23 protein-coding genes are annotated in these 25772 nt (G+C 41.7%); 14 read left to right on the forward strand and 9 right to left on the reverse strand.

Annotated features, from left to right (window positions below):
• Both AN395_RS04080 and AN395_RS04085 read right to left on the reverse strand, forming a co-directional pair.
• The gene (locus AN395_RS04080; protein ID WP_054982187.1) at positions 1 to 945 is read right to left on the reverse strand and encodes a DUF58 domain-containing protein; all 945 of its coding nucleotides are present in this window, start codon (positions 943 to 945) and stop codon (positions 1 to 3) included.
• A 3-nt stretch (positions 946 to 948) separates the two neighbouring features.
• A complete protein-coding gene (locus AN395_RS04085; RefSeq protein ID WP_054982188.1) occupies positions 949 to 1905 on the reverse strand; it encodes a MoxR family ATPase in 957 nt (318 codons plus the stop codon).
• Between the two features lie 329 nt (positions 1906 to 2234).
• Here AN395_RS04085 and fadI point away from each other — a divergent pair, with 329 nt between their 5' ends.
• The 3 genes from fadI to AN395_RS04100 all read left to right on the forward strand — a co-directional run bounded on the left by fadI (position 2235) and on the right by AN395_RS04100 (position 6563).
• Complete coding sequence (gene fadI / locus AN395_RS04090) at positions 2235 to 3545, forward strand: acetyl-CoA C-acyltransferase FadI (protein ID WP_024031879.1); 1311 nt, start codon at positions 2235 to 2237, stop codon at positions 3543 to 3545.
• Entirely contained in the window at positions 3545 to 5767 is a 2223-nt protein-coding gene (fadJ, locus tag AN395_RS04095) for a fatty acid oxidation complex subunit alpha FadJ (RefSeq protein ID WP_054982189.1), read from the forward strand. The genes fadI and fadJ overlap by 1 nt, the downstream gene beginning before the upstream one ends.
• 286 nt (positions 5768 to 6053) lie before the next feature.
• On the forward strand, positions 6054 to 6563 hold the full coding sequence (locus tag AN395_RS04100) for a GNAT family N-acetyltransferase (RefSeq protein WP_054982190.1): 510 nt from the start codon (positions 6054 to 6056) through the stop codon (positions 6561 to 6563).
• Positions 6564 to 6600: 37 nt separating this feature from the next.
• Here AN395_RS04100 and AN395_RS04105 read toward each other — a convergent pair whose 3' ends face one another.
• Positions 6601 to 6987 carry an MmcQ/YjbR family DNA-binding protein gene (locus AN395_RS04105; protein ID WP_004587303.1) on the reverse strand — a complete coding sequence of 129 codons (387 nt, stop codon included), beginning with the start codon at positions 6985 to 6987 and terminating at the stop codon, positions 6601 to 6603.
• 194 nt (positions 6988 to 7181) lie between these two features.
• Between AN395_RS04105 and yeiP the strand changes: the two genes are divergently transcribed.
• Complete coding sequence (yeiP, locus tag AN395_RS04110) at positions 7182 to 7754, forward strand: elongation factor P-like protein YeiP (protein ID WP_004587302.1); 573 nt, start codon at positions 7182 to 7184, stop codon at positions 7752 to 7754.
• A gap of 413 nt (positions 7755 to 8167) precedes the next feature.
• Here the strand turns inward: yeiP and AN395_RS04115 are convergent, their stop codons facing one another.
• Together AN395_RS04115 and AN395_RS04120 are read right to left on the reverse strand one after the other, a co-directional pair.
• A complete protein-coding gene (locus AN395_RS04115) occupies positions 8168 to 10426 on the reverse strand; it encodes an EAL domain-containing protein (protein ID WP_024031884.1) in 2259 nt (752 codons plus the stop codon).
• A gap of 55 nt (positions 10427 to 10481) precedes the next feature.
• Positions 10482 to 13205, reverse strand: coding sequence for an insulinase family protein (locus AN395_RS04120; protein WP_054982191.1), 2724 nt, complete (start codon positions 13203 to 13205; stop codon positions 10482 to 10484).
• A 183-nt stretch (positions 13206 to 13388) separates the two neighbouring features.
• Here AN395_RS04120 and sixA point away from each other — a divergent pair, with 183 nt between their 5' ends.
• Both sixA and AN395_RS04130 read left to right on the forward strand, forming a co-directional pair.
• On the forward strand, positions 13389 to 13859 hold the full coding sequence (sixA, locus tag AN395_RS04125) for a phosphohistidine phosphatase SixA (RefSeq protein WP_004587298.1): 471 nt from the start codon (positions 13389 to 13391) through the stop codon (positions 13857 to 13859).
• Positions 13860 to 13874: 15 nt separating this feature from the next.
• A complete protein-coding gene (locus AN395_RS04130; RefSeq protein ID WP_004587297.1) occupies positions 13875 to 14225 on the forward strand; it encodes a RidA family protein in 351 nt (116 codons plus the stop codon).
• A gap of 6 nt (positions 14226 to 14231) precedes the next feature.
• Here AN395_RS04130 and AN395_RS04135 read toward each other — a convergent pair whose 3' ends face one another.
• Positions 14232 to 15164 carry an AEC family transporter gene (locus AN395_RS04135; protein ID WP_054982192.1) on the reverse strand — a complete coding sequence of 311 codons (933 nt, stop codon included), beginning with the start codon at positions 15162 to 15164 and terminating at the stop codon, positions 14232 to 14234.
• Between the two features lie 15 nt (positions 15165 to 15179).
• Complete coding sequence (smrB, locus tag AN395_RS04140; protein WP_054982193.1) at positions 15180 to 15737, reverse strand: endonuclease SmrB; 558 nt, start codon at positions 15735 to 15737, stop codon at positions 15180 to 15182.
• Between the two features lie 151 nt (positions 15738 to 15888).
• Between smrB and prmB the strand changes: the two genes are divergently transcribed.
• The 8 genes from prmB (at position 15889) to AN395_RS04180 (ending at position 23007) form a co-directional block, all read left to right on the forward strand.
• Positions 15889 to 16824 carry a 50S ribosomal protein L3 N(5)-glutamine methyltransferase gene (gene prmB / locus AN395_RS04145; RefSeq protein WP_004587294.1) on the forward strand — a complete coding sequence of 312 codons (936 nt, stop codon included), beginning with the start codon at positions 15889 to 15891 and terminating at the stop codon, positions 16822 to 16824.
• A gap of 58 nt (positions 16825 to 16882) precedes the next feature.
• Complete coding sequence (gene aroC / locus AN395_RS04150; protein WP_054982194.1) at positions 16883 to 17980, forward strand: chorismate synthase; 1098 nt, start codon at positions 16883 to 16885, stop codon at positions 17978 to 17980.
• Positions 17981 to 18098: 118 nt separating this feature from the next.
• Entirely contained in the window at positions 18099 to 18476 is a 378-nt protein-coding gene (locus AN395_RS04155; RefSeq protein ID WP_004587292.1) for a DUF4112 domain-containing protein, read from the forward strand.
• Between the two features lie 119 nt (positions 18477 to 18595).
• Positions 18596 to 19243, forward strand: a complete 648-nt coding sequence (locus AN395_RS04160) for a glutathione S-transferase family protein (protein WP_054982195.1) — start codon at positions 18596 to 18598, stop codon at positions 19241 to 19243.
• A 101-nt stretch (positions 19244 to 19344) separates the two neighbouring features.
• Positions 19345 to 19899: an elongation factor P hydroxylase gene (locus AN395_RS04165; RefSeq protein WP_054982196.1), complete on the forward strand. Its 555-nt coding sequence runs from the start codon at positions 19345 to 19347 to the stop codon at positions 19897 to 19899.
• Positions 19889 to 21019: an ATP-NAD kinase family protein gene (locus tag AN395_RS04170; RefSeq protein ID WP_029773968.1), complete on the forward strand. Its 1131-nt coding sequence runs from the start codon at positions 19889 to 19891 to the stop codon at positions 21017 to 21019. The genes AN395_RS04165 and AN395_RS04170 overlap by 11 nt, the downstream gene beginning before the upstream one ends.
• 4 nt (positions 21020 to 21023) lie before the next feature.
• Positions 21024 to 21299, forward strand: coding sequence for a YfcL family protein (locus AN395_RS04175; RefSeq protein WP_004587288.1), 276 nt, complete (start codon positions 21024 to 21026; stop codon positions 21297 to 21299).
• A gap of 151 nt (positions 21300 to 21450) precedes the next feature.
• Positions 21451 to 23007 carry an AbgT family transporter gene (locus AN395_RS04180; RefSeq protein WP_054982197.1) on the forward strand — a complete coding sequence of 519 codons (1557 nt, stop codon included), beginning with the start codon at positions 21451 to 21453 and terminating at the stop codon, positions 23005 to 23007.
• A gap of 80 nt (positions 23008 to 23087) precedes the next feature.
• Here the strand turns inward: AN395_RS04180 and AN395_RS19605 are convergent, their stop codons facing one another.
• A complete protein-coding gene (locus AN395_RS19605) occupies positions 23088 to 23423 on the reverse strand; it encodes a hypothetical protein (RefSeq protein ID WP_232510934.1) in 336 nt (111 codons plus the stop codon).
• 387 nt (positions 23424 to 23810) lie between these two features.
• Positions 23811 to 25628, reverse strand: a complete 1818-nt coding sequence (locus tag AN395_RS04190) for a DEAD/DEAH box helicase (protein ID WP_054982199.1) — start codon at positions 25626 to 25628, stop codon at positions 23811 to 23813.
• Positions 25629 to 25772 lie beyond the last annotated feature (144 nt).

A 25772-nucleotide genomic window follows, 5' to 3' on the forward strand; every position in this document is an offset into this window, starting at 1 on the left:
TTATTTTCTCACTAATTGCAGCTCAAGCGGGCTGGCTGCATTGAATGATATTAAGTTAAGACCCGATTTAGTTAAGCGATTTAGGCGTGTGCTAAATGCTTGCTCGGCGTTTTTTGCAAAGCGTTCTCTAAAGCTTTTATCCATAAGCGGTAGCGCAAAATCTTGGCCGTTGGCATTAACCGTGACAGTGTTTTTAAACGCGGGGAGCGTATGTTCAAACGGATCACTTATATGACAGCCTATCAGCTCACAGTGGCGGCTTAATATTTCTAATTGTTTAAAGCTTGCATCATCTAAGGCATTAAAGTCAGAGACTAAATACACTAAGCTGCCAGGTTTAGCTAAGTGGTTAAGGCGTTTTAAATTATCGCTAAAGTTATTGGTTGCTTGTTTATCTATATTGTTAAGTGCTTGCTGGTGGCTGTCGCATAGGTTATGACACAGCTTTAATACCGCTTTTTCGCGGGCGCTGGGCTTTAGTTCTAAATGCGAGTGTTGATTAAACACAATACCGCCAATTCTATCTCCGCGTTGACACGCCGACCACGCAACTAGCGCGCTAATGTGCGCAGCCTGTACCGACTTAAGCAGCAGCTTTGAGCCAAATAGCATAGAGTTTGAAAAATCAGTAAATACAAAAACAGGGCGCTCTTTTTCTTCTTGAAAAAGCTTTGTATGGGTTTCGCCAGTACGCGCTGTTACTCGCCAGTCAATAGAGCGAATGTCATCACCTTGCTGGTAATGACGCACTTCGGCAAACTCCATGCCTCGGCCTTTATGGGGCGCAAGGTATTGCCCAGTTAAACTGTTTTTAATTTTAACTTTTGGTGCAAGCTCGAGTAACTGTGCTTTAGCTTTGTAATACAGCAATTCTTTTAGCGCTAAATTTACACCGTGGCTGTGGCTTTCTTTTAGCCACGCCTTTGAGTCTAATTGTGTTTGCATAACTTAGGGTACGGCTACAAGTTCAACAATGCGGCTTATAACCTGATCTTTAGTAATGCCATCAGCCTGTGCTTCGTAGCTTAAAATAATACGATGGCGCAGTACATTATGTACAACGGCTTGAATGTCATCGGGTGCTACAAAATCGCGGCCCTGTAACCAAGCGTGGGCACGGGCACATTTATCAAGTGCAATGGTAGCACGCGGGCTTGCGCCAAACTCAATCCAACGGCCAAGTTGCTCATCAAACTTAGCCCCTTCACGAGTGGCAATAATAAGCTGTACTAAATATTGCTCAAGCGGCTCGGCTAAATACAAGCCTAAAATAGCTTGGCGAGCGGCAAATAAATCGCTTTGGGTAATTTGTTGCATAACCGCTTGTTGTTCATTAAGTGCTTCACCACGGGTTAATCGCAGTATGTCTAGCTCGTGCTCTGCACCTGGGTAATCAATGCTTAAATGTAATAAAAAGCGGTCTAATTGTGCCTCTGGCAGCGGGTAAGTCCCTTCTTGCTCCAGCGGGTTTTGGGTCGCCATTACCATAAACAAATCGCTTAGCGGGTAGGTGTTTTTGCCTACCGTTACTTGGCGTTCTGCCATGGCTTCTAGTAGGGCTGATTGTACTTTTGCTGGGGCACGGTTTATTTCATCGGCTAAAATAAGATTATGAAATAAAGGGCCTTTCTCAAACACAAACTCGCTGGTTTGTTGGCGGTAAATATCGGTGCCGGTTACATCGGCAGGTAATAAGTCGGGCGTAAACTGCACGCGCTGGAACGAGCCCTCAATACCTTTAGCAAGGGCGTTAACAGCTCGGGTTTTTGCAAGCCCTGGCGGGCCTTCTACTAATAGATGGCCATCAGCTAAAATGGCAATAAGGAGTGCTTGAGTAAGCTCTGGCTGGCCAATAATTTGTGTATCTAAGTACGTTTTTAATTGTTTGAATGCGTTAGCTGCCATAATAAATAGACTTCCTCGTCAGCTGGGTTTGTACCTAATTTATTTTAGGTGATTAATACTGACCTAGTTATAAGGTTTATAAGTGAGTAACTCAAGAGTTAGACTGTATTTTTAAAAATAGTTCGTTATTTTTTAACGGTTTTTAGCGTACCACAAAACTTTGTAAAAACGCGTAAAAAAGCCTATTGTGGTAGTCAATATTAAGCACTATGTATATATCTACCTTTAGTGCTTTTGTATAAATTTGTGTTTATCTATTGGCTTTAGCACACGGGTTGTTTAGAATCGAGGAAAACAAACAGGTCAGACCTGTCAGCGGGAGAGCATAAATGTCTGAGCAAAACATACTAAAAACACCAAAAGGCGACCGTATTGCCATCGTTAGCGGCTTACGTACTCCTTTTGCAAAACAAGCAACAGCGTTTCACCATGTACCAGCCCTTGATATGGGTAAGTTGGTGGTTAACGAAATGCTTGAACGATTAAATTTCGACAAGTCAGAAATCGATCAACTTGTATTTGGTCAAGTAGTACAAATGCCAGAAGCGCCAAATATTGCACGTGAAATTGTTTTAGGTACGGGTATGCCAGTAGGCGTAGACGCGTATTCAGTATCGCGTGCGTGTGCTACCAGCTTTCAGGCCATTGCTAATGTAGCTGAATCTATTATGGCAGGCTCTGTAAATGTAGGTATTGCCGGTGGCGCCGATTCATCTTCAGTATTACCTATTGGCGTAAGTAAAAAATTGGCAGGTAGCTTAGTTGATTTAAACAAAGCACGTACCTTAGGCCAGCGTTTACAAATATTCTCAAAACTGCGTTTAAAAGATTTATTACCAGTACCGCCTGCGGTTGCTGAGTACTCAACAGGCCTTTCAATGGGGCAAACTGCTGAGCAAATGGCTAAAACACATAACATAAGCCGTGAAGATCAAGATGCACTAGCGCATCGCTCGCATTCACTTGCAACCCAAGCATGGGCTGATGGCAAGTTAAAAGATGAAGTAATGACGGCGCACTTACCGCCATATAAAAGCTTTATTGAAGAAGATAATAACATTCGTAAAAATTCTACAGTTGAAGGCTACGCTAAGCTTAAACCGGTATTTGATCGCCAACATGGCTCGGTTACCGCTGCTAATGCAACACCATTAACCGATGGTGCAGCTGCCGTACTGATGATGAGCGAAAGCAAAGCAAAAGCACTAGGCTACGAAATTTTAGGTTATGTACGTAGCTTTGCGTTTTCGGCAATTGGTGTAGAAAAAGACATGCTAATGGGCCCAGCGCATTCAACGCCTATCGCACTTGATAGAGCAGGAATTACACTTGCTGATTTAGATTTAATTGAAATGCACGAAGCCTTTGCATCGCAAACACTTGCCAATATGAAAATGTTTGCATCTGATAAGTTTGCGCAAGAGCAACTTGGTCGTAGCAAAGCAATTGGCGAAATTAACATGGATAAGTTTAACGTTAACGGCGGCTCACTGGCATATGGTCACCCATTTGCTGCAACCGGTGCTCGCTTAATTACGCAAAGCTTACACGAGCTTAAACGTCGTGGTGGCGGTTTAGCATTAACAACAGCGTGTGCTGCTGGTGGTTTAGGTGCAGCCTTTGTATTGGAGAGCGCGTAATGACAGATTCAGTATTTAATTTAACGGTAGATGAAAACAAAATTGCCGTAGTAACCATTGATGTGCCGGGTGAGAAAATGAACACCCTGCGCGACTCATTCGCTGATGACTTAAAAGCTTTACTTGAAGCGGCTAAGCAAGAGTCAGTAAAGGGTATGGTATTTATAAGTGGTAAAAGCGATAACTTTATCGCGGGCGCTGATGTAAAAATGCTTGATAGCGTGCAAAAGCGTGAAGATGCGTTAGCAATTAGTGAACTTTGTCATCAAGCCTTTTTTGATATGACAAAACTACCTTATACAACAGTAAGTGCAATACATGGTGCTGCGCTTGGTGGTGGTTTAGAGTTTGCTTTAGCGTGTGATTACCGCGTAGGCACAGATAGCGATATGACTAAAGTAGGCCTGCCAGAAGTACAACTTGGTTTATTACCAGGTGGCGGCGGTACGCAGCGTTTAACTAAAATTGTAGGCATTCAAAAAGCACTTGAATGGATGCTAACTGGCAAGCAAATTCGCCCTAAGCAAGCTAAAAAAGCAGGCGTATTAGATGATGTAGTACCACAAAGCGTATTACTAAAAGTCGCTAAAGAATTTGCCGCTAAGAAAAAGCCAGCAGATAAAGAGCCAAAGCTTGATAAAGTAAGTAAATTATTAGAGTCAAACCCGTTTGGCCGTAACTTTATCTTTAAAAAAGCCAAAGAAAACGTCCTTAAAAAAACCGGCGGACATTACCCTGCGCCGCTTGCAATTATTAAGGCTGTGCGTGCAAGTGTAGAGCTTGATAAATTAAAAGCATACAAAACAGAAGCTGAAAGCTTTGCAACACTTGTAATGAGTGATGAATCTAAAGCGCTTCGCGGTATTTTCTTTGCAACCACTGAAATGAAAAAAGAGTGGCGCAACGACGATGCGCCAGCAATCAGTAAAACCGCTGTTTTAGGTGGCGGCCTAATGGGTGCTGGTATTGCACATGTAAGCGCAGTAAAAGCCAAAGTCCCTGTACGCATTAAAGATGTAGCAGAGCAGGGCATTAGTAATGCCATGAACTACACCTACAAAATTTTAGATAAGCGCCTTAAACGCCGCATTATGTCTAAAGCTGATATGCAGTTAACAATGAACCGTATTACCGGTACTACCGACTACAGTGGCTTTAAACACATTGATTTAGTAGTAGAAGCTGTTTTTGAAGATTTAGCCTTAAAGCAAGGTATGGTTGCCGATATAGAGCAGCAATGCCAAAGCAATACTATTTTTGCAAGTAACACGTCATCACTGCCTATTTCGCAAATTGCAGCACAGGCACAGCGCCCTGAAAACGTGATAGGCCTGCATTACTTCTCGCCAGTTGAAAAAATGCCACTCGTGGAGATTATTCCGCACGAAGGGACTTCTCAAGAGACTATTGCGCGCGTAGTTAACTTTGCACGTAAGCAAGGTAAAACGCCCATTGTGGTAAAAGACATGGCAGGCTTTTACGTAAACCGTATTTTAGCGCCTTATGTAAATGAAGCAGCTAATTTAATGCTTGCCGGTGAGCCAATTGAAAAAATTGATGCAGCCCTTGTAGAGTTTGGTTTCCCAGTTGGGCCGCTTGCTTTACTTGATGAAGTAGGGATTGATATAGGCTCTAAAATTGCCCCAATTCTTGAAAAAGAATTAGGCGAGCGATTTAAAGCGCCAGATGCATTTTCTCGTATGATTGATTCAAAACGGCTAGGCCGTAAAACGGGTCGTGGTTTTTATGAGTACGATAAAAAGAGCAAAAAAGTTGACGAGTCAGTGTATGAGCTATTAGGTGTAACCCCTGCACCGCGTTTAAATAAAAGCGAAATTGCTAAGCGCTGTGTATCACAAATGCTTAACGAAGCCGTGCGTTGTTTAGACGATGGCATTATTGCCAGCCCACGTGATGGCGACATTGGCGCTATATTTGGTATTGGCTTCCCACCGTTTTTAGGTGGACCGTTTAGCTATATGGATAAATTGGGCGCCAGCAAGGTTAGCTCTGAAATGTCTACATTAGCTAATAGCAATGCAAATTTTGCCCCATGCGACACGTTAGTAAGTATGGCTGAATCAGGCGCTAAGTTTTATCAAACGCAGCCTGTTGCAGATGAGCCAAGCCCAGCACCTGTTGCTGAACAAGCAATAGAAGCAGAGCCTGCTGATGAGCAACCTCAAGAAGAGAGCGTTGACTCACCAAAACAAGACTCGTAAAACAGCTTGATTAAAAAAACCGCATTATATGCGGTTTTTTTATATCTGCTATTTGTAAATATAGAATTCTAGGGCGCAATAATACCAACCCGCAATAATACTTAATTATTCTGCGGGGATAACGTGTCGCTACCTGTGTTAAAAACGTGTATTTATAAAACCTAAATTGCCAGTTTTTATTTAGTTATCGACAGGTTTTTACCCTCAAATAAGTCTTATAATTAAGTGGCTTGCTATAAAGTATGTTAGCTTATTTTGCAGCTAAGCAGATACGAGGTAAACCATTATGCAGTTGTTTACAGCACGATTGGCAATGCGCCCGCTTCAAAGCAGTGATTGGCCATTATTTTTGCAGTTACATCAAAATCCTACCGTGATCCGTTATTGCTACGATATGCCCAGCGAAGCGTTTGTACGCAGCCGCTTTGAACAACGTTTAAAAAGCTGGGATAGCACTTCTACTCATCCACTTTGCCTTGTGGTATTTGATAAGTATTCAAATGAGCCCATGGGTGTAACGGGGTTTACATACGGACTTGAGCAAGCTGAGCTAGGCTATTTGTTTTTACCCGCGTATTTTAATCAAGGCTTTGCCAGTGAGTCATTGCGTGCTGTGATTGAGTGGGCATGGCAACAATGCGGTATTACACAGTTTAAAGCCGTGGTTACAAAGGGGAATATAGGGTCTGAAAAGGTATTACAAAAGTGTGGATTAACGTTAACTGGCATTAATACGCAAGCGCACACTATTAATAATACACGTTATGATGATTTAATATACACATTAAAATTGTAGCAAATAGGGCTAGCAAGCTAGCCCGTGATGGTGGTTTCTATAGATGTGCTTCAATTGCTTTACGGTCTTTTTCTGGCATATTCTCAACAACTAATTTGAACGAATTATCGATCATTCTTTCAATTTCGCCTTGTGGAATAGAGCCATCTAATATCACCGTATTCCAAAGCCGCTTGTTCATATGATAGCCAGGGATCACCGCAGGAAAAATATCACGCAATTTAAGTGCTTCATCGGGATCGCACTTTAAATTAAGCCACCAAATAGGATCTCCATCATCATTAACGTCTCCATCATTACCTAAGGCAAGGGTGGCAAACATTTTATGATTTACTTTATAAACATCAACCTCTTGAGCAAATGGTTTTGTCACTTGCACCAAGGGCTTCTTTACTAAATACTCATGTACTGTGTTTTGGTCCATGATCCAATCCTTGAAGTCATACTCGGTAGAGATACCATAGCAGTTTTTTTCGCTTTTGATTATAGGTATTTAGTTTTAAATTAAAAATTTGCAAGTCTATATCAAATGCAGCCCTAAATTAACGTATTTTTAGTTGAACAATACCCAGTTCGTGGTATGTTTCTGGCAATCAAAAAAATAATAGGAAAACCCCCATGCCAAAGGCGAGTGAAGTTAAAAAAGGAACCGCGATTGAGTTTAATAATCGCGTGTTGGTAGTTAAAGATATTGTACGTTCAGTTCCACAAGGCCGTGCAGGCGGTAGTTTGTACCGTATGCGTTTATACGATGTAGTAACAGGTGCAAAAGTAGACGAAACCTTCAAAGACAGCGACATGCTAACCCTAGCAGATTTAACTCGCCGCGAAGCAATGCTTTCTTACATTGATGGCGATGAATACGTGTTTATGGATAATGAAGACTACACGCCGTATAACTTAAACAAAGAGGCGATAGCAGAAGAAATTCAATTCGTTAACGAAGAAACGCAAGGCGTACACGTTATTGTAATTGATGGCTCGCCTGTAGGTTTAGATTTGCCATCAAGCGTAGAGCTGGTTGTTGAAGAAACAGACCCTTCAATCAAAGGCGCTTCTGCCAGTGCACGCTCTAAGCCTGCACGCCTAAGCACGGGTTTAACCATTTCGGTGCCTGAGCATATATCTACGGGCGACCGTATCCGTATTAATACGGTTGAGCACAAATTTATGGGTCGCGCTGAAAAGTAACCCAAGCTATACAATAAAGCTGGAAAGCTGGCGCTATGCCGGCTTTTTTTATGCCTAAATTTTTAAACTAGGGAATAGTAATTTGCATCAATACTTAATTTATATGCGCTGATAGCTAAAATGGCGACTCATTGGCTTATCAAATCTGCTGCTTTAAAAGTGTGTTATATGCCGTTAAAATGCGCAGCGTTGTTTTGAGCTCAGTTGGGGTGATGTTTGCTTTTCGTTTTTATTAACGCTCTATGTGCTTTGGTCATTTATGTTCAAGCGCTTAAAAAAGGTATGCCAATTAAACGGTGGATTTTATTAGGGGCACTAATAGGCCCTGGCGCATGCTGCTTATTTGGTTTGCATTACAGGCGTGCTTTTATACGCAACGTAGGAGCTGGTGCGTGTATATGGCGCCCGTAACATTACCTTATTTGCGCTAAATGTTTATTAGCACTAATAAGGCTTGGCGTAGAGTTGCTTTGTTGCTGCTTTAAAAAGGCCGTAAATTCATCTTTTGAAAGCGGTTTTGAATAGAAGTAGCCCTGTACGGTTTCACAATTTAGTGTTTTGAGTATGTCAATTTGGCTTGCTTGCTCCACACCTTCAGCAACCACATGTAAATCGAGGTTTTGCGCAATCGTCACGATAGAGTCAACCATGTTGCGGCCACGTTCGGTTTTCATGTCATCAATAAATGCTTTGTCTACTTTTAAGGTATTCAGCGGAAATTGTTTTAAGTACGCTAAAGATGAATAGCCTGTACCAAAATCGTCCATGGCTAAATGAATACCACGGGCACTTAGCGAGCGCATAATTGCAATGGCTTCTTGTGGGTCGTCCATTACCGTGCCTTCGGTAATTTCTAGCTCTAAAAAGTAAGAAGGTAGCTCGTTTTTTTGCAATATCACGTCAATACGGGTCGTTAAATCTGGCAAGCTAAACTGCTTAGCCGATAAGTTAACTGCAACGCGGCCGCTAAATAGCCCATCGTCTAGCCATTGTTTTACATCGCGACACGCCTTGTTTAAAACCACTTCACCAATTTCTATTATTTGCCCGGTTTCCTCTGCAATAGGAATAAATACACCGGGGCTAATAACGCCTTTTTTAGGGGTTATAAAGCGCACTAATGCTTCCATTCCGGTAAGTTTACCTGTGCGAATATTCATTTTTGGTTGGTAATACACTTCAAAATGGTTTTCTTTTAGACCAAAGCGCATTAGGTTTTCTATTTGTAAGCGTTTAACCGCTTGGCGGTTCATGGTGTCGTTAAAAAACAGGTAACTATTACCTTTCTTTTTAGCATGATACATTGCGGTATCAGCGTTTTTTAATAGTAGCTCTGGCGTACTGCCATCTTCAGGGAATAACACTATGCCTACGCTTGAGGTAATAGCGAGCTCGTGGCCTGCCATTTTAAATGGGGTCGCAATTGCAGCTAAAAATTGCTTTGCCATACGAGTAATAACATGAATATCATTAGTATCTGCCATAACTAAGGCAAATTCATCACCCCCTAAGCGGTAAAAAACATCATTCTCACGGGTTAATTTATTTAATCGCATAGCCAGTTTTGCTAATAGGCTGTCGCCTAGCTGGTGGCCTAATGAATCATTAATCTTTTTAAAATTATCTAAATCAAATACCAAAAGGGCATGGTGGGTATTTTGTTTTACTAGCTTTTGAAGGTCGGTAAAAAATAAATTTCTGTTAGGTAAACTGGTCGTACGGTCTCTATTTGATAAATTATGCAGTTGCGATTGTGCATTTTTACGTTCGGTTAAATCTGAATAAACCACTACATAGTTTGTTATTTGGTGTTGATCGTTTTTTATCTCATCAATAGAAATCTCTATGGGCAGTAACACTCGCTCACTATTGCGCAGTTTTACCTCTTGTTGAATTCGCTCCCGCTCTCGCACTATATTTTTAATGTTTTCTGTGTAGCTTTTATCGTAACCAGGTAAGTTAAAAGGCTTTTTGAGATATTGCTCTCTAACGCCACCAAAAAGCGTTAAAAAGCTGGGATTAATATCAACTAAGTTAAAGTTTTTATCATATATAGCAAGTGCATCAGTGAGTGATTCTACACACTTAGCAAATAAATTGAGGCGCTCTTGTGTTGATTTTAACACTGAAATATCGCGCACTGTGCCGGTCATTCTCAGTGGCGCTAAGTTGGCATCTTTTTCTATTATTTTTCCGCGGTCTAATACCCAGTGCCAGTGGCCAAAGGTGTCTTTAATACGGTAAGTGGCTTCAAAAAAAGCAGACTTTTGAGCAAAGTGTTTTTTTAATAAATGCTCTACTGAGGCAATATCGTGTGGGTGGATCAAGCTTTTATTTGGCGGAAAACCCATTAACGTTGTTGAATCCATCATGTATTTATCGTTAATACGAATAACTTCGCCTGTTTTTATATTCCAATCCCAAAGCGTATCGCCACTGCCTTCAACCGTGCTTTTTAAGCGTTTTTCCGAGAGGCTGTGCTGTAACCGAGAGCGCTTTAATTTATAAATTACAAATAATAGGTATGGCAAAGCCAGCGCAAGTAGGGCACTGGCAATAATTAAAACGGTGTTGGTATTTATATTAAAGGCGTGTTCAAAGGCAACCGCTGCGGGTGCTAGGCTTAGCAGCAACCAGTAAAAACCACATTTTATTGTTGTTATTTTTATCATTTGTTTTATTACTACTAATTAACAAATGATAATTTAAATCATGCCACTTGCAGAGTCAAAGAGATTGCGAGCAAAGCGGCATTTTTTGCGATTTATTTACTTTTGCGCTACTTAATAACTCATACCTTGGCCTATCTTTAGAAAAAGTAGCTGTGGCATAGCTTTTCATTTCTTCTAGGCTGAGGGCGTGCAGTGCCTCTAGCAGGCGTTTTTGCATATGAAAGTCATGATCTTTATTGCCTATTGCCAGCCAAAAGCGCTGTGAGCGTAACCGTAAGTTTTTATCTTTTTCAGCAATATGAGTTGTCAAACCTTGTTTATGCTGCTGCCATGTTGTTTCATCCAGGGAGTCTAGGTTAGCAATAAATTGGCTTACAAAATGATTATGCCTGTGCAGTAGAGTCTGAGCTTCAAATTTTGGTGATTGAATATAAAAAGCAATACCGGCGCGGGTGTTAAATGGCGCATAGCCAGAGCCAACTAAGTAACCTAGCTGTTGTGTGGTTCTCAGCTCGTTAAAATAGTCTTGGTTAATTATATGATTAAGTGCCATTAATTTAACTTTTTCATCCACTTCTGCACTTTGTGCTTGGTAGTAAATGACCATGGCGTTATCACTGCATGACAGTTCAAGTTCGCAGCGAGTCACTTGGTCTATCTCGTACAGCGGGCGTGTTAAATCTTCAATAGCCGTGGCGTTTTTTAAATGCTCTGCCACTTTTTTATGAAATACCTTCGCGTCTGTTTGTTGCCAATTACCGTGTAAAAACGACTCAACATGTAGGGCTTTAAAAAAATCGGCTCTAAATTCGTTAAACTGCTGAAAACACGTATTTTTAAGTGCAGTGGCTAACTCGTCGGGTTGTGGGTTCCATGGCATTATTTTGGCACCTAACACACTAAATAATTCACTCACCGGTTTATTTTGGTTGCTGTTGCGCCAGTGCCTTACCAATTGCTTTTTGTATTCGGCAAAGCGGCGCGCGCAAATATCAACATTAAATAGCGCATCAAGTAATTGCTCCACCAACTCTAGCTGACTAGTCGATAGCCCAGCGGTGTGCAACGTAAGCCCGCCTTGATGAGAGGTTAAATGATAACTTAAACCTGCCAATTCTGCGGGGTAAAACTGCTCGCCAACACTGTCCATAAATAAATCACTAAAAAGGCGCGTTAATGCCATGTGCTTTACATCTTTTACTGCAAAATGCGAGTCCATTGCTAAATAAAAATGACCTTTGGCCACTCTAAAGGTGTTGTCTTGTTTAAACCAAAAGTCAAACCCTGGCTCTTTAACTAACAGTAAAGGCTTGGTTTGAGGTTTTTCGACTTCGTATAGCACCACTTCTTTTGTTAAATAGGGGTTTGCTGTCGGCAGCAGCATAGTGCTCAGCGGTTTATTTATATGCGCAAGCGACTCCAGCCAATGCGGCGAAATTGGCTCAACTTTGTAAGGGGTGTTGTACCACGCGGTGGTGTGCTCTGCCTCTACGCCTGGATGAATAAGTACTAAGCGCATATTATGCGGGGTAAGCCATTGCATCGCCATTTCGTGAGTGGCTTTATTAAAGCCCTCCATTAAGTAATCGCCTTGCACATAGTTAGCTTCGTCATAGTGCTGCATATTAATGCTTAGGTTACTTACCCAATCAATTAAGCGCGATTTTTCTTGGTTATCAAACGCAATTTGTAACAGGTTTTTTTTATCTTGATACAGGCGTGGTAGTTTGTCGGTGTTATCGTTGATTAGGCAAATATACTCAAACACAATTTCTATTATGTCTTCAAAGTATTCAATGCCTTCATCGGTAAGCGCCATGCTAATGTTAAAATCTTTAAAGTTACTGCCATTTATACCGCCGCCGGCAGAAAGTGCGTTAATCCACCCTTGTTCTTTTAAAATTGAGTACAACGAGCCTGCGCCTTCGTAGCCGAGTAAATGGGCTATAAAGCTGACGGTTTTGTGGCGATAAAAGTCATCGATATTTGGCATAGCAAAACTAATAATGAGTTTTTGCATGTGCTTGTGTGGTTCAATGTGCAGTACTTTGCCAATATCTTGCGCGCGATATAATGGCTCCTCAATAGGGGCTTTAAGCGCACCTTTATGGCCATTAATGCCACTAAAATAGCAATGTGTCCACTGCGCGAGTGTATCAAGCGGTTCGTTGGCACAAATTACCAGTGTCATCCACTGCGCTTGATAGTGCTTATTAAAAAAATCTCTTAACTCGTCACTTATGCAGCGCTTTCTATCGGCGAGGGTATGTAAATTACCCACCGAAAATTTAGCAAAGGGGTGGGCTGGGTTTACGGTTTCTTTATGAGCCTGATAAATACGACGCCCATCATCTTTTATTTTTAATTTAAACTCAGCCTCTATGGCATTACGTTCTTTTTCGGTTTCAGCTGGGTTTAATAATGGGGCAATAAAAAAACGGCTAAATTGCGCAAGTGCTTTTTCAATGGCTTGGTTATTAATATCAAAGTAATAGCACGTATGCTCAGTGCCGGTCCAGGCGTTGGTGTTCCCGCCCGATTGAGACACAAAATTATTAAAGCTTCCAGAATCAGGGTATTGGTCGGTACCTAAAAAAAGCATATGCTCTAAAAAGTGTGCAAGGCCTTGCCTCTCAAGGGGGTCATCAAAATGGCCAGCGTTAACGGCCATAGAAGCAGCGGCTTTAGTTGAATCTTTATCTTGCACTAATAATACTTTTAGCCCATTGTCGAGTGTAATGGCGCGGTATGCTCTGTTATCATTGCGGCTGATATTCAAATGATGCTCCTGAAACTAGACGTTTACTTGTTAACAACAGATGATAGCTTCAGGACAGCGAAAAAATAGCGAAAAGATTTACCTGAATATCATGAGAGAATTATTCTTTGGAATAATAGTTAATATAGCGGACAAATGGGCAAACTGGCTACTGTTTTATATTCATTAATCGGTTGATTTTTTATGAAAACAATCTTAATTATGCGCCACGGCGAAGCGACACCGATGCAAGCTAACGACGCAGCAAGAAACCTAACACCGAAAGGCCATGCAGAAGCAGAAAAAATGGGCTTATGGCTACACAAACACTTTTCTGTTGATGCGTTATTGGTAAGTCCTTACTCGCGCGCGCAGCAAACGGCTAAAGAAGTTGAAAAAAACAATGTATTTAAATTTAGTGAAACCTGTAGCGACATAATCCCCGAGGGAAAGCCACAAATAGCAGCTGATTATTTAGAAACACTTATTGCCATGCATCCTCAGTGTAATACCTGGTTAGTGGTCGCCCATATGCCTATTGTGAGCTATATAGTTGATCAGCTCAGCCCGGGTAATATGCCTATTTTTAACACCGCAGCGGTTGCTGTAATTCAGTATGACGAAACATCACAGCGCAGTGAATATGTAAATATTAACGCGCCTGCCAACATATAGAGAAAAGAGATAATAATGAGTATAGAACGCCTTGAAACGGGTGCGCGCATGAGCCGTATAGTTAAACATAATGGTACCGTTTATTTATGCGGACAAGTATGCAGCGATGCAGAGCAAAACATTACAGAGCAAACGCAAACTATGCTCGACAAAGTAGAGGCCTTACTTGAGCAGGCGGGGAGTTCTAAAAAGCATATGCTAAGCGCAACTATTTACGTTAAGAGCATGGAATATTTTGCCGATATGAATGCTGTATGGGATGCATGGGTGCCAGAAGGTTATGCACCAGCACGCGCCTGTGTTGAAGCTAAAATGGCGCGCGATGCGCTATTAGTAGAAATTTCGGTAGTGGCCGCACTTAAATAAGCGATTTTATAAAAGCACTGCAAGCCAAAACGAAAAGCTTACAACACTAAGCACCGTTGAAAGCACCACTGCACCGGCGAGCGTAACTTGATGCGTATTTAATTGGCTTGCAATTAAATACGCATTAACGCCAACAGGCGAGGCGCTTAGCAATACCAGTACGTTACGAATTTGCGTATCTAGTACAAACACCCACGTAGCTGCTACACACACAGCAGCAGGCAAAATCAGTATTTTTAACAGTGAAGAAATAAGGGGCGGCTGCCAATTTGCTGCCACCTTATAAAACACCAAATTAGCGCCTAACACAAATAAAGCACATGCAATAGCAGGGCTGGCGAGTAGCTCTAAGGCATTGGCTAAATTCGCAAATAATGTAATTCCCGACACATTTAAAAGTAATCCACAGCCAATACTTAACACTATAGGGTTAAGGACCATGTTTTTAGCAAATTTTGCCCACGAGAAGTCAGCTGTGTTTCCTTTCGCGCCTATTAAATAAGTTAACGCAAAAAGCAGCGTGCTATGAAATGTGATGATCATAAAGGCGATAGCAATCATGTCTTTGCCAAGTGAAGCAATAACAATGGGTATACCTACTAACACCATATTTGAATAGCTACCGGCAAGACCAAACACACTATGCTGTTGATAATTTCCAGCATTGGCTTGTTTAGTTAAATAGTACCTATCAATAAGTATGCCCAAAGCAAATACCGCTAATACAGGAATATAAAAGCTTAAAAATGCTTCGAGGCTAATACTTTGATGCAAATTTATTTGCGACATATTGAGCATTAAAAAGGCGGGTAAGCTCACATAAAAAGTAAATTTACTTAAGCCGGCAATATGCTGCTGATTAAAAAACTTAAAATAACAACAGGTGTAGCCCAGTGCGACAATAAAAATTAAGGGAAAAATAATCGAAAAAATTTGCACGTATTCTTCCTTTAATTAGCGTCTAAACTCATCGCTTTGTGGTAAATCAATTAAAATCAGCACGGCACCGCGCCCGCCGTATTCTAGCGGTGCTTGATGCATGGCAATTACATCGGGGTGCTGTACCAAATACTGCGGTACTTTGTGTTTTAAAACACGCTCGCCAATGCCATGCACTATGCACGCGCAGTAATAATGCTGTTTTTTGCACTCGTGAATAAGTCCCGCAAGTTCATCTTTTGCACGTTCTTTATTAAGCCCGTGCAGGTCGAGTGTTAAATCGGGCGGATAGTCGCCGCGTCGCAACTGTTTTGCTAAAAAAGAGTCGTGGCCATTTTGCACGTAATTAATGGTGCTATTTGTGTCTATATCGGGAATATATTCGTCAGAGAAGAAAAATTCAGACTCAACCTGCTTTTTTTGCTGGGCAAATTGCTTCGCTTGTGACACCTTAGGTTTTGTATCAAACCTATGGGTATCTTGTTTAAACACCTTAGCGCCTGTAATTGTTTGGCGAAAAAGGTCAATGTCGTCATTGCTTAGGGACGATTGTGATGAGATGTCTTTTTTCATAAATTTTACCTAAACAAAAAAACGTAAAAACGCAGCGCAAAAGGCGGTACAATATAAAGGTGAGGGGCAATTGTAATTTGCTCAGCACAGTTAGGCAATGCAATCGTCGCAAAGACTCAAAACAGTCAGTTAGCTAAAACAGGTAAAAAATATGAGTGATTTACAAATAGAAGAAGCAACACTTGATGAAGCTGTTGCAGAACTGTCAACGTTACATGACTGGTTACGCTGGACTACAAGCCAATTTGCAAGTAGTGGAATATTTTTTGGACATGGCACAGATAACGCGTGGGATGAAGCAGTTAGCTTATTACTTCCCGCACTAAGTTTACCTATTGATGCCCCCAAAGAGTTAATGCATGCGCGGTTAACAAGCACAGAAAAAAACCGCCTAGCAGGGTTAATCGCAGAGCGTATAAACGACTGCACGCCGGTTCCTTATTTAACAAACATTGCTTGGTTTGCGGGCATGCCATTTTATGTTGATGAGCGTGTGCTTATTCCGCGCTCGCCATTTGCTGAACTTATTGCTAATAAGTTTTCACCGTGGCTTGAGCAGCCGCAAAGCGTTAACCGTATTTTAGATTTATGCACAGGCTCTGCTTGTATTGCTATTGCGCTTGCTCAGGCGTTTGAAACGGCGCAAGTAGATGCGGTTGATATTTCGTATGAAGCGCTTGAAGTAGCAGATATAAATATAAATGACTATATGCTAAGTGACCGTGTACTGCCTATTCAGTCAGATGTATTTAGTGGAGTGCCAGGGCAAAAGTATGACCTAATAGTAGCCAACCCACCGTATGTTGATGCTGAGGACATGGCTGATTTACCACGAGAATTTCATCATGAGCCTGAGCTTGGTTTAGCATCTGGGCATGATGGCTTAGACGTTACACGTACTATTTTAGAGCATGCTAGCAATCACCTAACTGATAACGGTTTGTTATTTGTAGAAGTTGGTAACTCTATGGTACATATGGATGCTTTGTATCCGGGTGCACCATTTGAGTGGGTTGAGTTTGAGCAAGGCGGCTTAGGTGTATTTGTAATAAGCAAAGCGCAGCTTGATACGTATTTTGCAAAATAAATTTTAGGCCGAGCGTATGCTCGGCAACTTTTGTAGTCATTAGGAATGAGGAAAGTTAATGGCAGGTAATAGCATAGGGCAGTTGTTTAAAGTGTCCACCTTTGGTGAGAGCCACGGCGTTGCCCTAGGCGGTGTTGTAGATGGTACTCCCGCAGGCCTTGAGATCACAGAGGCTGACTTACAAATTGATTTAGACCGTCGTAAACCTGGGCAAAGCCGCTATACAACGCAGCGCCGAGAAGACGATCAGATAAAAATTCTTTCAGGTGTTTTTGAAGGTAAAACCACAGGTACCAGCATTGGCTTACTTATCGAAAATACCGATCAACGCTCAAAAGACTACGGTAAAATTAAAGATGTGTTTCGCCCAGGTCATGGCGATTATACTTACTGGCACAAATACGGCCTGCGCGATTATCGCGGCGGTGGTCGCTCTTCTGCGCGTGAAACCGCAATTCGTGTAGCGGCAGGCGCAATTGCTAAAAAATACTTAAAGCAGTTTCATGGTATTGAAGTAAAAGCATGTTTAAGCCAACTTGGGCCAATAAAAGCCGAAAGTTACGACTGGGATGAAGTTGAAAACAACTTATTCTTTTTCCCTGATGCAAGTAAGCTAGAAGCGCTTGATGAGTACATGCGAGACCTTAAAAAGCAAGGTGACTCTATAGGCGCTAAAGTTAAGGTAGTGGCGAGCAATGTACCTGTAGGGTTAGGCGAACCTGTATTTGACCGATTAGATGCTGAAATTGCGCATTCACTAATGAGCATTAACGCCGTTAAAGGCGTTGAAATTGGTGATGGCTTTGATGTAGTAGAGCAAAAGGGCTCAGAGCATCGCGATGAGTTAACCCCTGAAGGTTTTACCTCAAACCACGCGGGTGGCGTACTTGCTGGTATTTCTACAGGGCAAGATATTATTGCCTCTATTGCGCTTAAGCCTACATCAAGTATCACTATTCCAGGTAAAAGCATTAATACTGAAAACGAAGCAGTGGAGATGATCACCAAAGGGCGTCACGATCCGTGCGTTGGTATTCGTGCGATTCCTATTGCTGAGGCAATGATGGCCATTACCTTAATGGACCATTTACTGCGCCAGCGCGGGCAAAACCCACATGTTAACCACGAACATGGACCAATTAACGGCTCTGTTTAACCGTTAATATTTAAAAAAGCGCGGAGTACCGCGTTTTTTTGTGCCTGTAATTTGCTTTTAAGCCTTTCAGGGGTTGTTCAAGTTTGCGCTATATACTGTTTTAAGGAGGAGAGTAATTATGAGCGATAATAAGCACGATAACACACACCTTGAAACCCAAGCTGCTATAGCAAGGCTAGAGCGCTTTAGTAAGCTTACAGACAGCAGCATTGGCATCCCTTTTACTAAATTTAACATAGGGCTAGAGGCGGTGATTGGCTTAATACCCGTAATAGGGGATGCTGCAGGGCTTATTTTATCAAGCTATGTACTGGTAGAGGCGCAGCGATTAGGCGTAAGTAAACGCATAAAAACGAAGATGATCATTAATATGCTGATTGATTTTGTAGGCGGCTTAGTGCCATTTTTTGGCGATATATTTGATGCTTTTTTTAAAGCCAACACCCGCAATACCCGTTTATTAAAAAAACATTTAAATGCGCAGTTAGCTAATTGATAGTAATACTGTTTATTTTAGAGGCTTTAAATTTAGCATTAAGAATAAAAAACAAAGTGTTGTTGGTTGTTTAATCACCTAGTAAGGTAGGGAAGCCTATTCACTTTGGTATATACAAAATGCAATTATTTATCGGTAATAAAAACTATTCTAGCTGGTCATTACGCGCATGGTATTTAATGAGTAAATTTGATGTCCCGTTTGACGAAACCCAGCTTGTGCTCGACACCAGTGACTTTTACGACGAACTAAAACAACACTTCCACGTTCAAAAAGTGCCGGCGTTAATTGATGGTGATTTGCAGGTGTGGGACTCGCTCGCAATTTGTGAATATATTAACGATGCCCATTTATCGGGAGCAGGGTGGCCTAAATATATTACTCAGCGAGCTACAGCGCGCGCATTAAGCGCTGAAATGCATGCTGGCTTTATGGCACTGAGAAACGAAATGCCGATGAATATAAGAGCCACACGTAAAGTAACGCTATCAAGTGCTGCACTAAAAGATATTCAACGTATTGATGAGATATTTTCCCAGCAGCAAGATATGTTTCCTAATGAATGGTTTTTTGGCGACTTTAGTATTGCCGATGCGATGTACGCCCCCATTGTACTTCGTTTAAAAACGTACCAGATTACCTTATCCCCAGCGGCGCAGCAGTATTGTGATTTTGTGATGCGTTGCCCTGTTTTGCAAAAGTGGATAACCCAAGCACTTACAGAAACCGATATAGTTCAGTGCGATGAGGCGGGAGTAGAGGTATAACTCGCTCATCACTTTTACTTTAAAGGTAAAAGCCCGTACAATTCGTCTCGTTTTTAGTGCGCTAATTTTGCGCTGTAACCGAGACGAATTAATCAGTTTTTATGCATCACATAGCCGATCTTATATCTATTTTCGATAGTGTTTTTTATCAAAGCCATAACACTCGCTTAGTAAAAGGCGATGATGAGCCTGTTTATCTACCTGCCAATAATACCCATGGTTTTAATCAAATTGTATTTGCACACGGCTTTTACGCCAGTGCCCTACATGAAATAGCGCATTGGTTAGTGGCTGGCAATAAACGCAGAGAGCTTGAAGATTATGGGTATTGGTACTGCCCAGATGGGCGAGATAAACACCAGCAGGCTGAATTTGAAAACGTAGAAATAAAACCACAAGCCATAGAGTGGCTGCTCAGCACCGCTGCTGGCTTTGATTTTAATGTGTCGGTAGATAACTTGAACGGTGAGCAAACTTGCCGGTTTGACTTTCAGGCGCGAGTACACCAGCAAGTATTGATGTTATTAGAGCAGGGAGTTAACGCACGTACCCATGCATTATTAAAAGCGTTAAGTGATTTTTATAAAACACCGTGGCCGTTAACCGCTCAGCAATTTAATTGGCAACACCCTCAGGAGTTACAAAATGCAGTTTAAGTTAGGCTTAATTATTAACCCTGTTGCAGGACTTGGTGGCAGCGTTGCTTTAAAAGGCAGTGATGGCGAAAACACTGCTGCAAAGGCAATTGAGCTGGGTGCGCAAGCCAAAGCTAACAGCCGCACACAGGCAGCCCTAGAAGTACTTGTACCCTATAAAGAGCAGTTAACAATTTATACTGTAAATGGTGATATGGGCGAAAAAGCAGCACGCGCACTAGGCTTCAATGTTGAAGTAATTTATACCGCAAATACCGTAACAAGCGCCGATGATACAGAAGCTAGCGCAAAGCTACTTAAAAATTTAGGCGTAGATTTAGTCCTGTTTGCTGGTGGCGATGGTACTGCGCGCAATATTTGTCATGCCATAGAAGATACCGTACCAGTGCTGGGTATACCTGCTGGCTGTAAAATTCACTCTGGCGTATATGCAATTACACCTAAAGCAGCAGGGCGCGTAGTAGAAATGCTGGTAAAAGGCGAGCTAGTTACACTTGCAGATGCCGATGTAATGGATATTGATGAAGAGGCGTTTAGGCAAGGCACCGTAAAAGCTAAGCGCTACGGTGAAATGCAAATACCAAGCGAAGTACGTTATGTACAAGCGGTTAAAAATGGTGGTAAAGAAACAGACGAATTAGTACTTGCCGACATTGCAGCGCATGTGGTGAGCGAAATGGATGAAGACACCTATTACATTATGGGTAGTGGCTCAACTGTTGAAGCGATAATGCAAGAAATGGGGCTAGATAATACTCTATTAGGCGTAGATTTAATTAAAGATCAAACCCTAGTTGCGCAAGACTTAACTGCTAAACAGCTACTTGAGTACACGCACGGGCAAGCTACTCAATTAGTTATTACATTAATAGGCGGGCAAGGCCATATTTTTGGTCGAGGGAATCAGCAGCTAAGCCCGGAGCTTATTCGCACCATTGGCAAAGAAAACATTATTGTGGTGGCAACTAAAACCAAATTACACGCGTTGAACGGGCGTCCACTTATTTGTGACACCGGCGACAGCGCTTTAGATGATGAATTAACAGGTTACATTAAAGTAACCACCGGCTATAACGACCATATTATGTATGCTGTCGGTTATGAAAACCAGGAGAAGTAACACAATGAGTTTAGTGAATTATATTGATGCTGCGCAGCAATACTTTGATGATTTAGTAATTAAAGCAACAGATGATGAGCTGTTCGCTGGTGGTTACTTGCGCGGACATTACGACCTTGCAGTAGGCTATGCAGAAGTAGAAGAGCTGACAATCTCTATTGATGAGCTCAACGAAACCGTGGAGCAAAGCTTAGTTAAAGCATACCGCAATGGCGAGCTAAACGAAGAAGATAAAACCTTGGTTGTTAGGCTTTGGGAAGAAGTGAAAGCCCTCGCTTAATCGTTGTTTAGTTCACAATTATAAAAACGCGGCGACGATAACGAAGCCGCGTTTTTTTATGCTCTATTTGTGCCCATAATAGATTTATTGGTTAATTTACTGTTACACATTAATAGTATATTGTTACTTAAACCTATTTTGGGAGCTTTAAATGAACAATAATAATCAAGCTGCGGTACCTACAGGGTTAATCGCGCGTTTTTTAAACTTTGTGGAGCGAGTTGGTAACAAACTTCCCGATCCGGCGATTATTTTCTTATTCGCTATGTTACTTATTTGGTTGTGCTCGTGGTTACTGTCGGGGGTGAGCTTTGACGCGTTAGACCCACGGACAGGTCAAGCCATTGTTGTAAATAACCTATTAGAGGGCGACTCACTTGCCTCGTTTTTATCTTCCATGGTAAAAACCTTTACAGGCTTTGCACCGCTAGGGGTGGTACTGGTTGCCATGTTAGGTGTGGGAGTGGCTGAGCACTCAGGTTATATCAATACAGGCCTTAAGCTAATGCTTAAAGTTACCCCAAGGCAACTGCTTACCCCTTCAGTCATTTTGGTAGCTATTGTAAGCCATACAGCAACCGATGCTGGCTATGTATTAGTGATCCCATTAGCGGGTGTTATTTTCTTTGCAGCAGGGCGACACCCATTAGCGGGTATTGCAGCCGCATTTGCTGGTGTGAGTGGTGGATTTGGCGCTAACTTTATCCCATCAGGAATAGACCCATTACTGCAAAGCTTTACCCAAAGTGCAGCGCAAATTATTAACCCAGATATGTCGATTAACCCCCTTAATAACTGGGCGTTCACTTCTGCCTCGAGTTTATTTATTGTGTTATTAGGCTGGTATATCACTGACAAAATAATAGAGCCTCGGTTAAAAAACACAGCACTTAATGAAGACACCCAAAACTTACCCGCGTTTGATGAAGCTAAAAGTGATGAAAAACGCGCTTTTTTTATAGCCAGTAGCGTAATGATTGCAGGACTTGCTTTACTTGCGTTTGTATCCGCTCCTGCCGATTCTGCAATGCGCAGTGCCGATGGCTCACTGACTAATTTTAGGTCGCCCCTGATGCAATCTATCGTGCCTTTAATTTTTTTATTATTTTGGATACCCGGAGCCGTGTATGGTTTCACCGTTGGTACCTTTAAAACCTCAAAAGATATGATAGATGCGATGAGTACCGCGATGAGTGGCATGGCCTATTACATTGTAATGGCGTACTTTTGTGCGTTGTTTATTGCTGCGTTTTCCAAGTCTAACTTAGGGGCATTAATGGCCATTGAAGGGGCGCAGCTTTTAAAAGCAATGGAGTTGCCCAGCGCCGTAACGGTTGTGGGTATTATATTTTTAACCGGCTTCGTAAACTTGTTCGTTGGCTCAAGCTCAGCAAAATGGGCATTACTGGGGCCTATTTTTGTACCAATGTTAATGCAGCTAGGTATATCACCCGATTTAACCCAAGCGGCTTACAGAATCGGAGACTCTAGCTCAAACATTATTACCCCACTTATGCCGTATTTCCCATTGGTTGTGGTGTACTGCCAAAAGTACGTAAAAGATACCGGTATAGGCACGCTCATCGCGCTTATGATCCCTTACTCAATCGCGTTTATGATTGGCTGGAGTATTTTCTTGCTAGGGTATTGGGCACTCGGTATTCCGTTAGGGTTAGATGCGAGTTACGTTTATCCGGCGTTACCTTAACTTAAACTTTAATTTATGAACCTCACTCACTTGAGTGAGGTTTTTATATAAAATTGCTGCAATGTAAAAAGTAGTGTTAATTACCTTTCTAATTCTCTCACTATATAGCCAAACAAACTGGCCTCACCAACAATATACACATAATCGTTTTTGTTATTCATTATTGTAGACTTATCGTCGTACCATCTAAAGTCGTGTGTTTTGTTAGTTGTAGGGTCTTTAAAGTATAAACGAGTACAACTATCTTCATAATCAGACCCACATTCTTGTACATCAGTGAGGATATATTCCTTATACCAATAATCGCCTTGCGTGTAGTAAGCCCATAACTCAATGGGGGCAGAGAGTAAAAAATAGAGAGTTGCATAGATTAACAAAGGGAGTAATGGGTAGGTGAAGATTAATGATAACTTCATTTTTGTATCTGAAAAGCTATCTTTAAGGTGCTCTCTATAGTCACTGCAACGTCTATATTTTTTGATTACAAGTACTTGGAGATAGATAAATGATGCCCCGCAAAAAATAGGCAGCGCTATATAAAAAATAGCCTCATAAATTTTATTTTCGATAAATGGCGGATCGGTAAAATCCATTAACATAAGCATGGCAATGCTCAGTATTGGAAAGCTTATTATTGCTGCAAAGAGCAAGTTGTCAGAATATTTTTTCAATTTTAATTCATCCGTGAATTATAGTTTTTTCTTAGTTTACAGAATTTTTATTTTTTACAAAAGCAGTGGCTTTAAAACAAAAAAACCTTGGCACTTTCGTGGCAAGGTTTTTTATAACGTAAGCTATAAAGCTTAGTTAGATGTGAAGCTCACAGGGCGACGTTCTTTACGAGGACCGCCACGCTTATCACCGCGTTGGTTGTCTTTGTTAAAGCTACGCTTTTTATCACCACTTGGGCGCTCAGCGCGTTCACCACGTGGCTCAGCTGGGCCTTGATCTTGTGTTAGTGTCATACCCATTGGGCGTTTACAAATAAACACTTTTTGGAAGTGATCAAGTACATCTTTAGGCATGTTTTGCGGTAATTGTACCGTACTGTGACTGTCGTGTAGACGAATGTCACCAATAAACTTGCTTGAGATATCAGCTTCGTTAGCAATCGCGCCAACAATGTTTTTAACCTGTACACCGTGCTCACGACCCACTTCGATACGGTAAGTATCCATAGGGCCTGCATTGCGGCTGTTACGCTCGCGAGGTTTACGCTCAGGGCGGTCACCACGTTCGTTACGACGACGGTCATTACGATCGCCACGCTCGTTACGTGTATTACGCTCGTTGCGAGGTTGAATCTTAACTTCTTCAACTTTAATTGGCGACTGTTGCTGTGCTAAACACAGTAATGCACCCGCTAGGTCTTCTAAAGATAAGTCTAGTTTTTGTGCCATGCTAGCAGCAACTTCATTGAAGAACGTAATGTCTTTGTTTTCAAGAGCAAGCGTAAGCTTTTCTTTTAACGCATTAATACGTTTTTCTTCAACTACTTTAGCTGTAGGTAGCTCAACTTGTGCAATTTCAGACTTAGTATGGCGAATAATATTTTTAAGCAAGTAACGTTCGTTATGCTTAACAAATAAAATTGCTTTACCAGTACGACCAGCACGACCTGTACGGCCGATACGGTGAACGTAGGCTTCTGAGTCTTGTGGAATATCGTAGTTGATAACTAAGCTTAAACGGTCTACATCAAGACCACGTGCTGCTACGTCTGTTGCAATAACAACGTTTAGCATACCGCTTTTTAAGCGATCTACCGTGCGTTCACGTGCTTGCTGGTTCATGTCACCATTAAGTGGCGCAGCAGAGAAACCTTCGCGCTCTAGTAACTCAGCAAGTTGCACAGTGTCGTTACGTGTACGTACGAAAACAATAGCACCTTCGTATTGCTCTGCTTCTAAGAAACGAACAATGGCTTTGTTTTTATGTACGTGTGCATTCCAAAACACTTGCTCAACAGATGATACAGTTGAGTTACGCGCAGATATATGAACCTGTTCAGGGTTATTCATATATTTGCTGCTGATGTTTTGAATTTGCTTAGGCATGGTCGCAGAGAAAAGACATGTTTGCTTTTCGCGCGGTGTTTTTTCCATGATGTTTTCAACATCATCGATAAAGCCCATACGTAACATTTCATCGGCTTCATCAAGTACAAGTGCTTGTAAAGCATCAAACTTGATAGTGCCACGGTTTATGTGATCGATTAATCGACCCGGAGTAGCAACAATAATTTGTGCGCCACGACGAAGTGCGCTTAATTGAATGCTGTAGCTTTGGCCACCGTACAGTGCTAATACTTCAACACCACGAGTACCTTTTGCATATTGTTCAAATGCCTCAGCAACTTGGATCGCAAGCTCACGTGTTGGTGTGAGTACAAGGATCTGTGGCTGTTTCACAGACGGGTCAATATTGTTTAGTAACGGCAGTGCAAATGCTGCAGTTTTACCTGTACCCGTTTGTGCTAGTCCCAGTACGTCCTTTCTTTCTAGCAATAACGGTATACATTGAGCTTGGATTTCAGATGGTGTCTTGTAACCCAACTCTTCAACTGCCTTTAAAATTGCAGGAGAAAGATTTAGAGATTCAAACGTGACTGGTTCTGACATTAATACGCCTCAACGAATTTAAAGAGGCGCGCATTGTATAGGAAATACGAGGCAATTGCTTGTATAAATTACAACTAATTTGTATGTGCTTGATGTTGGTCGAAATTTAACCAGTTTAAATTTTTGATTTTTTAAACTGGTTAA

Origin of the sequence: Pseudoalteromonas sp. P1-30, from assembly GCF_001400005.1 — a bacterium.
Taxonomy (GTDB): Bacteria; Pseudomonadota; Gammaproteobacteria; order Enterobacterales; family Alteromonadaceae; genus Pseudoalteromonas; species Pseudoalteromonas atlantica.

Excerpts from the sequence above, each read along its gene's own strand:
- smrB (WP_054982193.1), bottom strand. The coding sequence starts at position 15,737 with ATGAAAAAAGACATCTCATCACAATCGTCCCTAAGCAATGACGACATT.
- AN395_RS04115 (WP_024031884.1), bottom strand. The coding sequence starts at position 10,426 with ATGATAAAAATAACAACAATAAAATGTGGTTTTTACTGGTTGCTGCTA.
- prmB (WP_004587294.1), top strand. The coding sequence starts at position 15,889 with ATGAGTGATTTACAAATAGAAGAAGCAACACTTGATGAAGCTGTTGCA.
- AN395_RS04190 (WP_054982199.1), bottom strand. The coding sequence starts at position 25,628 with ATGTCAGAACCAGTCACGTTTGAATCTCTAAATCTTTCTCCTGCAATT.
- AN395_RS04180 (WP_054982197.1), top strand. The coding sequence starts at position 21,451 with ATGAACAATAATAATCAAGCTGCGGTACCTACAGGGTTAATCGCGCGT.
- aroC (WP_054982194.1), top strand. The coding sequence starts at position 16,883 with ATGGCAGGTAATAGCATAGGGCAGTTGTTTAAAGTGTCCACCTTTGGT.
- AN395_RS04170 (WP_029773968.1), top strand. The coding sequence starts at position 19,889 with ATGCAGTTTAAGTTAGGCTTAATTATTAACCCTGTTGCAGGACTTGGT.
- fadJ (WP_054982189.1), top strand. The coding sequence starts at position 3,545 with ATGACAGATTCAGTATTTAATTTAACGGTAGATGAAAACAAAATTGCC.
- sixA (WP_004587298.1), top strand. The coding sequence starts at position 13,389 with ATGAAAACAATCTTAATTATGCGCCACGGCGAAGCGACACCGATGCAA.
- fadI (WP_024031879.1), top strand. The coding sequence starts at position 2,235 with ATGTCTGAGCAAAACATACTAAAAACACCAAAAGGCGACCGTATTGCC.
- AN395_RS04130 (WP_004587297.1), top strand. The coding sequence starts at position 13,875 with ATGAGTATAGAACGCCTTGAAACGGGTGCGCGCATGAGCCGTATAGTT.
- AN395_RS04080 (WP_054982187.1), bottom strand. The coding sequence starts at position 945 with ATGCAAACACAATTAGACTCAAAGGCGTGGCTAAAAGAAAGCCACAGC.
- AN395_RS19605 (WP_232510934.1), bottom strand. The coding sequence starts at position 23,423 with ATGAAGTTATCATTAATCTTCACCTACCCATTACTCCCTTTGTTAATC.
- AN395_RS04100 (WP_054982190.1), top strand. The coding sequence starts at position 6,054 with ATGCAGTTGTTTACAGCACGATTGGCAATGCGCCCGCTTCAAAGCAGT.
- yeiP (WP_004587302.1), top strand. The coding sequence starts at position 7,182 with ATGCCAAAGGCGAGTGAAGTTAAAAAAGGAACCGCGATTGAGTTTAAT.
- AN395_RS04175 (WP_004587288.1), top strand. The coding sequence starts at position 21,024 with ATGAGTTTAGTGAATTATATTGATGCTGCGCAGCAATACTTTGATGAT.
- AN395_RS04105 (WP_004587303.1), bottom strand. The coding sequence starts at position 6,987 with ATGGACCAAAACACAGTACATGAGTATTTAGTAAAGAAGCCCTTGGTG.
- AN395_RS04165 (WP_054982196.1), top strand. The coding sequence starts at position 19,345 with ATGCATCACATAGCCGATCTTATATCTATTTTCGATAGTGTTTTTTAT.
- AN395_RS04085 (WP_054982188.1), bottom strand. The coding sequence starts at position 1,905 with ATGGCAGCTAACGCATTCAAACAATTAAAAACGTACTTAGATACACAA.
- AN395_RS04160 (WP_054982195.1), top strand. The coding sequence starts at position 18,596 with ATGCAATTATTTATCGGTAATAAAAACTATTCTAGCTGGTCATTACGC.
- AN395_RS04155 (WP_004587292.1), top strand. The coding sequence starts at position 18,099 with ATGAGCGATAATAAGCACGATAACACACACCTTGAAACCCAAGCTGCT.